Genomic DNA, 12,581 nt, shown 5'->3' with positions numbered 1-12,581 from the left:
CCGCTGGTTGAGCTTGTCGAAACCAGCACGTCGAACCCCGGCACCGCCAGCGGCTGGTTTCGACAAGCTCAACCAGCGAGGATCCGGCGGGTGTCGCTCAACCAGCGAGGATCCGGCGGGGGTCGCTCAACCAGCGAGGATCTGCCGGGGATCGCTCAGCCGGCGACCGTCGCGGCGGGGCCGGTGTCCGTCGCCGCCGTCGCTATGGTCCGCTCGCCCTGCACGAACGCCGCTTCGATGCCGTGCGAGCTGAGGCTCGCCTCCACGACCGTCTCCATGCGCAACTCGCCGAATGCCGGAAACGACACGGTCAAGGATCGCGGCGGGGTGCCGTAGACATCCTCGTGGAGAAGTGCGGATGCGTGCAGCAGGAGCATTCCGGGAAGGTGGTCGACCGGGTGGTCGAAGAAGAACGGGTCGGTCTCGTTCAGAGCAAGGCGGGCGCGGACGTGCTCGGCATCCTGCTCCAGTACATCGATGAGCTTCGAAGACGTCTCCCGCACGTCATCGCCCAGCCGGTCGGCGTTGCGACGAATCGCCCCGTACTCGCGGTCGCTCAACACGCGGGCGCCGACGTGACCCGATGCGACGCCCGGCAGCCGGTAGTCGACCTCGAGCAGGTGCGGCAGATCTTTGCGGTAACGGATGTCGGCGAACGCCACCTCGAGCTTTCCCTCGAGCGCCCCGAATCGAGGAAAGTACAGCTCCTCGGTCTCCACTCGCACCGTCATGGTCGAGACCACGAACTGAACGGACTGCCCCATGCCGAGCCCGGCCACGCAGATCGCAAGCCCCGCCTGCCGGAACGCTTCGGCGAGAAGCGTGACCGGAACGCGAGAGGGAACGGGGTGGCACAACCAGTGGCTACGCGGGATCTCGATGTCCGCAGACCAGGACCGCTCGGAAAGCTGCTCGATGGCCCACACGAGCGTCTCCGAACGGGTGGAACGGTGAGCGGCGCTGCTGTCGATGAGAGGCAACTGTACGCACCCTTAACTTGTCGATTTCGCGCCGAGTGCAGAGTGTCGACTGTGACACGAGCCGGGGCCGACTCCGACCGCATTCGGGTACGGCCACGCGAAGGTGATTCAACCCTAGTCGCGCGTCCGGCCGGGCGGATGCCCGATTCGACGCTGCTTCTACCCCCCGATCAGGGTGCCGCACACCCCCCGATCAGGGCACCATCGGAAGAGTGGGCAGTGGTGTGGATTCGGCCCTCGCAGGCAGCCGTACGGTGAATGTCGAGCCCTGCCCGGGCTCACTCTCGACAACGATGACGCCGCCATGCGCGTCCACGATCGTCTTCACGATGGTCAGCCCGATGCCGACGCCCTGGATGGCTGCCTCGCGCACGTCCCGCGTTCTGAAGAACCTGTCGAAAAGCCGGGCCTGATCCGACTTGCCGATGCCGCGCCCGTTGTCTGCGACGGCTATTTCGACGGTGTCGTCGCCTCGCCCGAGCCGTACTGTGATGGCGCCGCCCTCCGGCGTGTACTTCGCGGCGTTCGAGATCAGGTTGTCGACGACCTGTTTGATCCGCGCACCGTCGAGGTGCGCGAGCACCGTCGACGAAGGCATCTCGAGGTGCAGCGTCTGCCGGGCTGCATCCACCGTGGGCTGGATCGTCGCGACCGATTGCGTCAGCAGCGCGGAGAGGTCGATCGGCTCGATGCGAAGCGTCAACTCCCTCGTGCTCGTGCTGAGCAGGTCGCGGATCAAGGTGAGCATCGGGGTCGCGCTGCGCTGGATGTTCCGGAACTCCTTCCCGAAACCGAGCGTCTCGATGTCGTATCCGTCGTCGATCAGGTCAAGATAGCCCACGATGGAGGTCAGCGGCGTGCGCAATTCGTGCGAGACGGTGGCGAGGTACTCTTCACGGATCTCGATCGCATTCGCCAAGTCGGTCACGTCGTATGTGACGATCGCCGACCCCAGTCCCTCGCCGTTCGAGCGGGCGATGGAGTGCGCCTCGGTGACGATCGCGCGTTGTTCGCCTTCCGGATCGCCGACCCAGTAGATCAGGCCCCGCTGATCGCCTTCGAGCGTCTCGGAGATGATGTTCTTGTCCTGCTTCACACGGGTGCGCCGGTCGGATGCGTAGACGTGCTTGCTGAGACCCGTCCCGGGGTCGAAACCCGTCAGCCCCAGCAGCCGCTCGACCATGCGGTTGTGCAGAACCGGCCTGTTCTCGGTGTCGTAGAAGAGAACGCCGACGTTGACGGCATCCGCGATCGAGCGAACGACCACGCTCAGGTCGCTCATCTCGTCGTTCAGGGCCTTCAGTTCAGACGTCGTCTCGTTGAGCTCCTTCTGGTAATTCTCCTGGCGGTCCTGCATCCAGAGTTCGGAGGCGGCACGGCCGATGTGCGTCGCAAGCCACGACATCAGCGCCCGCTCGTAACTGGTTCGAGGAGCCGCTCCCACCGCCTCCGCGACAAGCAGTGCTCCGGTCGCCACGTCATCGAAGTCGACCGGAAGCAGCATGACGTGCCCGGCGTGCCGGTCGAACACCGTGTTCACCAGATCGGTGTCCACGTCATGGGGAAGGTCAACGATCGACTTCTGGTGCGGCCATTGCGGCGGCGGCGCAGCCGGATCAGCGATCGATGTCTGCTCCGCCACCAATCCGGACACCCTCTCGAAGACCTCAGGCGACTCCCCGCCCGGCGAGACCCACAGCACGGGACCCGCCGCGTTCTCGCATCCTTCGGGGTCCGCGGGTACGACCAAAGCGGCCGCGCGCGCGCCGAAGATGCGGCGGATGCCCTCGGTCGCGGTCGATGCCAGGCCGGTCAGCGTCTGCTCGGAGTGCACCGCCCACACCATGGCGATCGTCTCGCTTCTCAAGCGTTCGGCATCCGCAAGCCTGGATGCTCTGCGTGCGGACCGCTCGCGCAACAGCGAAACGCGCGTCGCGAGCTCCTGCGGAACCTGCTCGAGCAGCAGGTAGTCGCGGTCGACGGCGGTGACGAGCAGGTCGCGGTCGAGACGGTCGATGGACTCCACCACCGACAGCACAGGACCGTGGATGCCCGCACCCTGCCCGATCGCGACGTGGGCCGCCCGCGCGTCGAGCCCCGCAGCGGTCAGTGCCGCGCGTGCAGCGTCGGCGCAGGCGCGACAGTCCGTCGAGATCGTCACGGCCTGTGCCGCGCCATCGGAATGCGGGCGCGGTGAATCGAGGCGTCGCCCGGAATCGCGATGCGACCCCGAACCCGAATGCGAGAACGAATCGACGGGTTCACGCGAGTCACTCCGCTCGGCCGAACCACTGCGCACTGTTGTCTCAGACATTGCGCTCCCCTCCGGACGCCGCCCACGCGATCGCCCTCAAGCGTTCCGACGCATCTCGAGCGCGGGTGGCAGCGACGTCCGTGCCCCCGAGCCGCAGCGTCACCTCAAGTCTGGCACGTGGCTGTCTACTCTCCTGAGGCTCTCTTGAGCAGGCCATGCGGCCAATCGGTGCACAGGCAATGCAGACTGACGATGTTCCCGAGATGAGAACGACCGATTGCAAGGGTTCCTCAACCCGAAGGGGGAATCCGCAGACGATCGATTGTGGGGGCGCCTTCAACCCGAATGAAGGCGCCCCCTCTCCCCCGGTCTGAGACGAGCCTCAACCCGAATGCGGCCCGAAGGCCAATGGGCGCGTCACAACGACAACAGTATGGAGAACTACAGGGTATCTGCCCGAGCCGGGAGTTCACCACATCGAAGCGAAACTCGCGCGTTTCCCCTTGCCCCTTAACTGGGGGCAAGGAGCAGACGATTTCCGGGTCGCGGCTACGGTCGGCGCGCAGCCGCCAGGCGGTATCCGACCCCGCGCACGGTTTCGATGAGATATGGCGAAGCGGGGTTGTCGGCGAGCTTCTTGCGCAGATTCCCGATGTGCACTTCTACACCGCGACGATCCGCATCGCCCACATACGGGTTCGTGACGTAACCGTCACCGCGCAGAAGCCGCGCGAGGTCGTCCTTGCTGCGCACATTGCGGCCAGACGTCAGAAGCGCCTGCAGCAGCTCGAATTCACTGCGCGTGAGCTCGAGTTCGGTGTCTTCCCTCATCACGATACGGGTGTCCGGATCGAGCACGATGCCATTGTGTTCCAGTACGGCACCGCCCGACGTCTCCGACGCATCCGCTGCTCCATTCGTTCCGGAACGTGCATGCAACCCGGCGGATGCCTGCCCATTCGGCAGTTCCACGGCGCGCGGCCTGCGCAGCATCGCCTCCGCGCGTGCCCGAAGCTCCCGCGGCCGGAACGGTTTCAGCACGTAGTCGTCCGCCCCGACGCCGAGGCCCTGCAAGGCGTCGATCTCCTCATCGCGCGCGGTCACCATCATGATGTACGCGCTGCTGATCGCCCGAACACGCTTCGCCGTCTCGAATCCGTCGATTCCCGGCATGGCCACGTCTATCGTCACGAGCACCGGCTGCCGCTCGGCCACCCGTGCGACACCTTCGACCCCGTTCGAGACAGCAATCACCTCGAGACCGATCTGCTCCAGCACGGTGCCGATCAGTTCGCGGATCACCGCATCGTCTTCGATGACGACGGCACATTCCCCCTCGACCGCTCCCATGCTCGGAAGCGTAGCAACCGCTAGGCGCCGATCCATCTGGCGAAGCCTTCATGATCGAATCAGGCTCAACCGATCCGTCAACGCCTCTCGCGGCTGCGCCGATCATCGGTGGGGTCGGTTCGGCAGCGACAGCAAGATCTCGCGGCTTCCACCTCAGTCGATCTAGGCTGTTATCTCGATGGCACAGGCGCGAGGGGCAGCACGGCGCGAGGAGATCGTACTCGCCGCCGCGGAGGAGTTCGATGAGCTCGGATACGCCGGGTCGTCGCTCTCGAGCATCGCCGCCCGACTCGACCGGACCAAGGGCGCGATGAGCTACCACTTCTCCGCCAAGGAGCAGCTCGCCCGCGAGGTCGTGGTGCGCCAGTACGGCCAGTGGGACGAGGTGCTGGACCGCACACGAGTCGACGGCTACACAGGCGTCGAGGCGATGGTACTGCTGTCATTCGTCGTCTCCGCCAGGTTTCGCGACGATGTTCTGGTGCGCGCAGGCATCCGCCTTCAACACGATGCCGGCCTTCGCGATGTCAAGCTGCCCACCCCGTTCCTGGGCTGGAACAAGCTCATTCTGGGCCTGCTGAAAGAAGCCGGCGCATCCATCACTCTCCCGCCCGGCCTGGACGCCGAGGGCGCAGCCGAGGTGCTTGTCGAAGCCTTCACCGGGCTGCAGCAGGTGGCGCATCGTCTGACCGGAGCCAGAGACGTGCACGCCCGCGTGGAACGTTACTGGCTGCTCATGCTCCCCGGGCTTGGAGTAGACGATTCGGAACAGATCGTCACTCGCCTGCGCGCCGAGTCGGGGCGTTACTGAAACTCGGATTCGCTGAACGGGCCCGTCGTGCGGGTCTGCTTCACGATGCCCTCTGCCCCTCGTCTTGGGGGCTTTGCAATGTTCAGACGTGCGTCTAGATTGGAGAATCTCGCCCGAGGAGAGGAAGCGACCGCATGTCCAGCAACCCGACGCCCCCTCCGCGGTCGACGTCCGATACGCGTTCGCGGGACTCCGGAATCGACCGACCGGCTAGGGTGCGGTGAGCCCGGGCATCCGCCGGAGTGCTGTCGTCATCGAAGACGACGACGAGATCCGGAACCTCGTCTGCGCGGTGCTCGAACGCGCTGATCTCTCTGTCGTCGCGGCGGCCAACGGCCTCGACGGGCTCGCCGCCGTGCGTGCGGTACATCCGGTCGTCGTAACCGTGGACCTGCGAATGCCCGGCATCGGCGGAGTCGAGACCATCCGGCGCGTCCGAGCGATCAGCGACGCACTCATCGTAGTGTTGAGCGCCGTCACCGCTCCGCACGAGGAGGAGGCCAGCCTGAACGCCGGTGCAGACTTCTACATGACGAAGCCGTTCCGCCCCAGGGAGCTGCAGGACCGCGTCGACCAACGGCTGCGCTCGACCGCCCGCTGAGCGCCCCGCCGGTCGAGCCCCCGCCGGTTGAGCGCTCCCGCCGACCGCCGATCCGTCAAGCCCCCCACCGGTTGAGCCCGTCGAAACCGCCGATCCGTCAAGCCCCCCGCCGGTTGAGCCCGTCGAAACCGCCGATCCGTCAAGCCCCCCGCCGGTTGAGCCCGTCGAAACCGCCGATCCGTCAAGCCCCCCGCCGGTTGAGCCCGTCGAAACCGCCGATCCGTCAGGCCGGAAGCGCTCGCACGAGCTCCTCGAGCGAGTCGAACCTGCCGTCCTCGGCGAGGCGGGCGAAGAGGAACACCTCTTGGCGAAGCACTCCGCCGTCGCGCTGGGCCACCCGGATGACGTGTCGTTCCGCATACGCCGGTCCCTGCGACACCTCGTCGAGCACGGTGATCTCGACGTGGTCTATGAAGGGCCGCATCTGCGCCATCTGTTCGGCGAATGCCGCGCGATCGATCCACTCGCCGTTCGTGCTCTGCCGGTAGGAGTCGGTGAAATGGCGGGCAAGGGCATCCTCGACCGAGACGGCGTGGTCTGCGAGCAGCTCATTCAGCGCTGCGGCGATCGATGCCATAGAGGTCCTTCGCGGTTGATTCCGGGGCAATAGAAATCAAGGTATCGCGGGGCGCTGCCGCTCGATCGGCAAGATTTCCGCTGGATCACCGCAGGTTCGTGGGCGGTTCCGCCGGCACCGTTCAGCTGCGCGGCGCGAGAGGCCGCTCGATCGGCATGACCGGCCAGTTCCGCTCGGCCGCGACCTCGAGCATGACGGGGTCGGAACCCACGACGATCGGATCGCTCACCCGTTCCAGCAGGGACAGATCGCTGGAGTGGTCGCCATAACCCCAGCTGGTCGTCTCCGAGTCGAAGGACGCGAGGTACTCCTCGACCACACGGCTCTTGTCGTCGCCGATCATCGCCTGGCTGATCGCACCCGTGAAGCGCCCATCGAGCACTTCGAGCTCGGTGCAGTACAGCCGCTCGACCCCGAGGTCGGCGGCCAGCGGCTCCAGCGGTGCCGCGAACGACCCCGAGACGAGCACGACATGGTCTCCGGCAGCCTGATGTTCCCGCAGCCGGCGGAGCACGTTCGCCCTATAGAAGCCCGTCCGAGCGGACGCCTCGGCGTACCAGGCGCGGCCGGCCTCACGCACCTGCTCGGCCGGCTGGTCGGCCCAGATGCCGAAGTAGAGGCGGTTGAACTCCGCCCGACCCAGTCGAACAACCTCGGCGGCAAGCGTGCGGAGGTCATCCTGCGAGATCATCGACGGCACCAGACCCCGGTAATACAGCAGGAACGACTCGAGGGTGCGCACCGAGACGAGCGTCTCGTCGACGTCGAAGAATGCGACTCCTGGAGGGTTCGGCACGGCGGATGCTCCTTGCGACACGAGCGGATGGCGCGGGCTGGTTCGGCCGGTCTGACGCTAACACGGCAGAGGGCGCCGTCGGCTGCATCGTGGGGCGGGAGTAGCTTGGGAAGACGCGACACTTCGACGGAGAGGGGTCATCGTGACGGACATTCCCGTATCCAGACTTGTCGACCGGCTCGGCGACGACGTCGTCTCGCTCGACCCTGAGGTGCTCGCCCGCTACCGCTGGGACACCGCCGAAGAAGGCTCGGCCGAAACGCCGCTGGCAGTGGCCCGCCCGCGCGATGCCACCCAGGTGCAGGAGATCGTGAGATGGGCGAGCCGCCATCGCGTGCCGATCGTGCCTCGCGGTGCAGGAAGCGGGCTCTCCGGCGGCGCTGAGGGCCGAAGCGGCGCCATCACGATCAGCATGGAGCGGATGCGCGCCATCAGCATCGACCCCCGCGCCCACACGGCGACCGTGGAGCCCGGCCTGTTCAACGCGGAGGTGAAGGCCGCGGCCGCCGAATTCGGGCTGTGGTATCCACCCGACCCGTCGTCGTTCGAGATCTGCTCGATCGGCGGCAACATCGCGACAAACGCGGGCGGCCTGTGCTGCGTGAAGTACGGCGTGACGAGCGACTACGTGCTCGGCCTCGACGTCGTGTTGGCCGACGGCACACTCGTCAGGCTGGGTGGGCAGCAGATCAAGGACACGGCGGGGTTGTCACTGGTCAAACTCTTCGTCGGCAGCGAGGGAACGCTCGGCATCGTGACCCGGGCCATTCTGCGCCTCATCCCGACGCGTGGCGAGCCGTCCACCCTCGTGGCCACCTTCGATTCGGTGGAGAACGCCACCGAAGCCGTCGTTGCCATCCGCCAGGTCATCCGCCCGGCCATGCTGGAATTCATGGACCGTGCATCGACGTGCGCGGTGTGCGACTACTCCGGCGAAGACCTCGACCGGGACGCCGCGGCGATGCTGATCATCCAATCGGATGCCCCAGAGCCGGTGCGATCGCAGGAGATCGCACGTATGGACGAGATCTGCCGCGCCCACGCGCCGATCATGACGCGGGTGTGCTCGGACGCGGCCGACGGCGAGCGCTACGCGGCAGCACGCCGTGCCGTGTTTCCGGCGCTGGGCATGCGGGGCAGGCTCATGTACGGCGACGTCGGCGTACATGTTCCTCTGCTGCCACAGCTCGTGAACGGCATCACGGCGATCGGGGAGCGCCACGGAATGGATGTCTCGGTGTGCGCGCACGCCGGCGACGGCAACACGCACCCCAACGTCGTCTTCGACCCGGATGAACGCGGAGCCCAGGAGCGGGCGATGACGGTGTTCCACGAGATCATGGACCTCGCCATCTCGCTCGGCGGCACCATCACCGGCGAGCACGGCGTCGGCCGGGCAAAGCGAGACTCGCTGCCCGACCAGCTCGGCCCCGATGTCATGCTGCTCACTCGGCGCATCAAGGACGCACTCGACCCCGACGGGATACTGAACCCCGGTGTGATGATCTAAGGCGGCGGAGGCGGAGACGGAGCCTATCGTGTGCCAGAGCAGGTTCTCGTGGCACAGAACATGCGGGGTTCCCGCGGTCCCACCCGCGCCTACTGTGACATGCCTCCGATCACGTGTCTCACAGCCGGTGGCGTCGCCGTCGAACCCTCGCGCTCAGTGACGGATCGCACCCACGACGAGTTCGCGCCGTACCTGGAGTTCGTGGCGCGCACCGACGCGTCGCTGTCCGCGGTCGCCCAGGAGGGCATCCGTCTGGCCGGTCCGGCGTTCGCCAGACGCGCAGTGCAGGCATCCTGAACAGCGATCCCGCTCGGGTTCCCGGTTGACGGTCGGTGGCCAGTGGAACGCTGTGCTCGTGAATCGCTGGGGCGCTGCACGCTAGGTGAATGAGCGAAGCGGTCGCCCTGCGGCGCTAATTCTCTCAACTTCCGACTCCCCGCCTGAGAACAGGGAGGATTGCTGGATCCTCGAGCAACGACCATGAGTCGGCCGGGAACGTGAAGACCTGCCCTCGGATCTGGAGCGTCCACCCGGAGGGTGTTTGGTCGACAAGCGCACCTTCTGCAAGGTGCACCTCCCAGCTTCCGTTCCCACCGACCCATTGTACGAGCGCGATCACGCGCGTGCCCGTGGGTTCGCCGCAACCACTGCCACACCCGGGTCGGTGCACCCCTCCGCTGCGTTCCTGCTCGCCCGGTGCGGTCTCGATAACCCCATCAGCCCCTCTTCCGATCCGTCGCCCGCCTCGCACTCCGCCGTGGCAACGTATGTCGTATCGATACACACAGTTGCCACCTCAGCCACCCGCGGTAGTCGGCACAACGTGCCCGCAGATTACTCCCGCGCGGTATCACTGCCCGGGGCGGTGTCTCCAGCGAGTCGCCCATGCCGCGGTCGGCCCGGGCTCTGCGAACGACGGGTCGAGGCGCGCACCGCAAGGCTCCATTCCGATGTGGCCCGCCTGGGCGCCTTCTTGATGGCGAATCCCGCGCAGGATGCCCCCTGCTCGTAGAGAGATTGGTGCACGCTGGTCAGGCCGTGCTCGGCGGCTGCGGTCGAGTCATCCCAGCCGCTGATGGCAATGTGGTCGGGGATGGGCAGCCGCAGCAGCCCGGCGGCGTCAGCGACAGCCAGGGCAAGCTGGTCACTCATGGTCATGACAGCGTCTGGTCGCGGTTCCAACCCGAGCAGATCATCAACGATCTGGACCGCATCCTGTCGATCGTTGCGACTCACCACCGCCACCGGCACGCGGGACCACTCGAACCCCCGCTGCTCGCAGGCGGCTCGAAATCCACGGAGCCGTTCGCGTGCGTTGGGGATCTCGGCCTCGTCCGGGTCGGGCCCGTAGACGAGTCGAGCGTGATCGCTCGGAACAAGTGAGAAACTCACTACCGCCGGTGCACGCGCCTGGTTGAGCGTCTCCAGCGCCACATCTTGCGCTGCACGGAAGTCGTCGATCGAAATGACACGCACACCCCCATGACGCTGTCGGCCAGGCTCTTCGAGCCTTTTCCGAAGGTGGTGCGGTTCGGATCCTTGGATCGCAAGCCGCTTCCCCGTCGCCAGCAGCGCATCGAGGACGGGTCCATCCGAGACCCCTGTCCACCAGATGAATGCGTCGACGACGGCTTCTTGGATGCGATCACGGTCACCGGCGTCGTCGTTGATCGGAATGAGCATCATGTTCTGCTCGTATTCCACACACACCGATGCGACACCGGCCAAGAACCGGGCAGACTCAGGGTCGTCGAATGCATAGGGGAGCCCTTCGCCGACAATCACGCCAAGGGTGTTGCTGCGGCCGCGCTTGAGAAGCCGACCTGTCGGATCAGGCCCGTGGTAACCGAGTTCGGCGGCAGCGGCTTCGACGCGCTGACGTGTCACGGCAGCGACCCGATCGGGGCGCGAGTACGTGTAGGAGACGGTCATAACCGAGACACCGGCGGCGGCCGCCACGGCAGCCATGGTGGTCCGCGCCGGTCTCTGTGCCATGGGATCGATTGTAATTATGAGCGATTTGCGCGGCCGTGACCGGGCAGGCGGATGCTCCCTGCGTGCGGATGTGGTCCCGTCCAATCGCGGCGGTCCGATCAAGAAGGCGGCACGTGCATCGTCGTCGGCGCCGACGTTCCTACCGCAGTCGTCACCACGATGGTCGCGGTCGTTCCCGGCGTCACCGAATACTCGCCCCCTGGACCAGAAGGCGTCGGCACCGTGAAGGAGATCGAAGTGTCGCTCCATGAGTCGATCTGGAACGTACCGAGATCGCCGGGCTGACCCCAGTTGATCTGACCATCCGTGAACTTGAGGTAGCTCGACCCCTGTGTGACACCGAACCCGGTCCCCGTGATCGTCACCTCCTGGCCCGCGGAGGCAGCGGACGGGTTCACCGCCGTGATCGTCGGTATGTCCGGTGCGGCGAGGAGCGAGACGGTTGCGGTGTTCGATATTCCGCCGTTTGTGTTCACGATGATGCTTCCCGTCGTTCCGGACGTAACCGCATATTCGCCGCCCGGGCCGGACGCAGTAGGGATGGTGAAACTGATAGACGTGTCGCTCCACGAGTCGACTTGGAAGGTCGCGGCGTCGCCCGGCTGCCCCCAGTTGATGTCGCCGTCGGTGAACTTCAGATAGCTCGATCCCTGCGTGGCACCGAACCCGATCCCCGTGACGACAACCGTCTGGCCTGCGTAAGCCGCGGACGGCTGAACGGCAGTGAGCTTAGGGGCGGTCGATGGCGGTCGCGCGACGGTGGTGTCGGGCCGCTGCTTCAGCGTGACTGTCAGCGTTTCCGTCATTGCACCCACCGTGACGGCACCCGAGGCTTGATCGACAGCACCCTGGGACGCCCTGGCGATATTGTTCACGAAGGCGGGCAGCTCGAAGGTCGTGGGGGCCGTCCGCCGTGCCCCCGACACGTGGAGAGTCACGACGTTCCCGCGCTCCCGTATGCTGACGTCGACTCGCTTGCCCCCTGAGACCGGAACGTTCGTCACCCCGAACGGCTTGCCGTCAGCGACCCAGCTGTTCGGCACCCCACGACCCACGATGAGAGAGCCGTCAGCGCGCTGAGCGACCAGCGAGTCCAGGAGGGTCAGGTTCGCCAACGCGATACCCCACGAGTGCGGCGAGGAGCCCCCTCCACTCGCCGGATGCAAGCCGATCCAAGGTGTGGACGCGCTGGGCGCGGTCGATCCTTCCCACCATGCGTTCGGACCGCTCTGATCGTTGCTGATCATGAACTCGTACGCCCGGATGCCCTCATCGCGATAGTCGTTGCTCGCAAGGCCCCACCCACCGTACGCAGCGTTGTATGCCGTCGAGTAGAACCCTTCTCCCGGATATCCGCCGAACGTGTCCTGCGGCAGTGCGTTCTCTGTGCGTCCGAATCCATAGGACAGTGTGGAGTCGATCCAGGAGGCCATGGAGGCAGACGTCGGCGAACTGATCGGGGCATCCATCAGGTACCCGTTCCAAGCCCAGTTGTAGTAAGTCCCGGGTGCCGCCCAGTTCGCGTCGAGCGCGTCGCCGCACCGATTGTCCTGGTTGGTCTCCAGTACTGAACAAGGAAGGTAGTCGAGCCCGTTCTCAGTGATCGTCTTGTTCAGTGTCATATCGAGAGCGTCTAGCTGTACCCGGCCAGGACGTTGGTGGCGGCGAGCCTGGTTGAACGAACGAGAACCTCCGAGTGGGATGTGG

General features: G+C 66.0%; 11 protein-coding genes. 4 read left to right on the top strand and 7 right to left on the bottom strand.

Annotation, left to right across the window (positions count from 1 at the left end; genetic code table 11):
* Positions 1 to 155: 155 nt before the first annotated feature.
* The 3 genes from ACYVDK_RS06490 to ACYVDK_RS06480 all read right to left on the bottom strand — a co-directional run bounded on the left by ACYVDK_RS06490 (position 156) and on the right by ACYVDK_RS06480 (position 4,584).
* A complete protein-coding gene (locus tag ACYVDK_RS06490; protein ID WP_460519664.1) occupies positions 156 to 980 on the bottom strand; it encodes an AfsA-related hotdog domain-containing protein in 825 nt (274 codons plus the stop codon).
* Between the two features lie 193 nt (positions 981 to 1,173).
* Entirely contained in the window at positions 1,174 to 3,141 is a 1,968-nt protein-coding gene (locus ACYVDK_RS06485; protein WP_460519662.1) for a sensor histidine kinase, read from the bottom strand.
* Positions 3,142 to 3,783: 642 nt separating this feature from the next.
* Positions 3,784 to 4,584: a response regulator transcription factor gene (locus ACYVDK_RS06480; RefSeq protein WP_460519659.1), complete on the bottom strand. Its 801-nt coding sequence runs from the start codon at positions 4,582 to 4,584 to the stop codon at positions 3,784 to 3,786.
* A 178-nt stretch (positions 4,585 to 4,762) separates the two neighbouring features.
* Between ACYVDK_RS06480 and ACYVDK_RS06475 the strand changes: the two genes are divergently transcribed.
* Positions 4,763 to 5,395, top strand: a complete 633-nt coding sequence (locus tag ACYVDK_RS06475) for a ScbR family autoregulator-binding transcription factor (protein ID WP_460519656.1) — start codon at positions 4,763 to 4,765, stop codon at positions 5,393 to 5,395.
* 220 nt (positions 5,396 to 5,615) lie between these two features.
* Positions 5,616 to 5,996: a response regulator transcription factor gene (locus ACYVDK_RS06470; protein ID WP_460519653.1), complete on the top strand. Its 381-nt coding sequence runs from the start codon at positions 5,616 to 5,618 to the stop codon at positions 5,994 to 5,996.
* Positions 5,997 to 6,219: 223 nt separating this feature from the next.
* Here the strand turns inward: ACYVDK_RS06470 and ACYVDK_RS06465 are convergent, their stop codons facing one another.
* Both ACYVDK_RS06465 and ACYVDK_RS06460 read right to left on the bottom strand, forming a co-directional pair.
* Positions 6,220 to 6,573, bottom strand: coding sequence for a hypothetical protein (locus tag ACYVDK_RS06465; protein ID WP_460519650.1), 354 nt, complete (start codon positions 6,571 to 6,573; stop codon positions 6,220 to 6,222).
* Positions 6,574 to 6,694: 121 nt separating this feature from the next.
* Complete coding sequence (locus tag ACYVDK_RS06460; RefSeq protein WP_460519647.1) at positions 6,695 to 7,369, bottom strand: HAD family hydrolase; 675 nt, start codon at positions 7,367 to 7,369, stop codon at positions 6,695 to 6,697.
* 142 nt (positions 7,370 to 7,511) lie between these two features.
* Here ACYVDK_RS06460 and ACYVDK_RS06455 point away from each other — a divergent pair, with 142 nt between their 5' ends.
* Entirely contained in the window at positions 7,512 to 8,879 is a 1,368-nt protein-coding gene (locus ACYVDK_RS06455; RefSeq protein ID WP_460519645.1) for an FAD-binding oxidoreductase, read from the top strand.
* Between the two features lie 156 nt (positions 8,880 to 9,035).
* Positions 9,036 to 9,176, top strand: coding sequence for a hypothetical protein (locus ACYVDK_RS06450; RefSeq protein ID WP_460519642.1), 141 nt, complete (start codon positions 9,036 to 9,038; stop codon positions 9,174 to 9,176).
* A 537-nt stretch (positions 9,177 to 9,713) separates the two neighbouring features.
* Here the strand turns inward: ACYVDK_RS06450 and ACYVDK_RS06445 are convergent.
* Both ACYVDK_RS06445 and ACYVDK_RS06440 read right to left on the bottom strand, forming a co-directional pair.
* Positions 9,714 to 10,874, bottom strand: a complete 1,161-nt coding sequence (locus ACYVDK_RS06445; protein WP_460519639.1) for a helix-turn-helix transcriptional regulator — start codon at positions 10,872 to 10,874, stop codon at positions 9,714 to 9,716.
* A 98-nt stretch (positions 10,875 to 10,972) separates the two neighbouring features.
* Positions 10,973 to 12,496, bottom strand: a complete 1,524-nt coding sequence (locus tag ACYVDK_RS06440) for an IPT/TIG domain-containing protein (protein ID WP_460519636.1) — start codon at positions 12,494 to 12,496, stop codon at positions 10,973 to 10,975.
* Between the last annotated feature and the right edge of the window lie 85 nt (positions 12,497 to 12,581).

Source organism: Humibacter antri, assembly GCF_054777235.1.
Note: the sequence above shows the minus strand (reverse complement) of the source record. Positions and strands in the feature narration are given on the sequence as shown.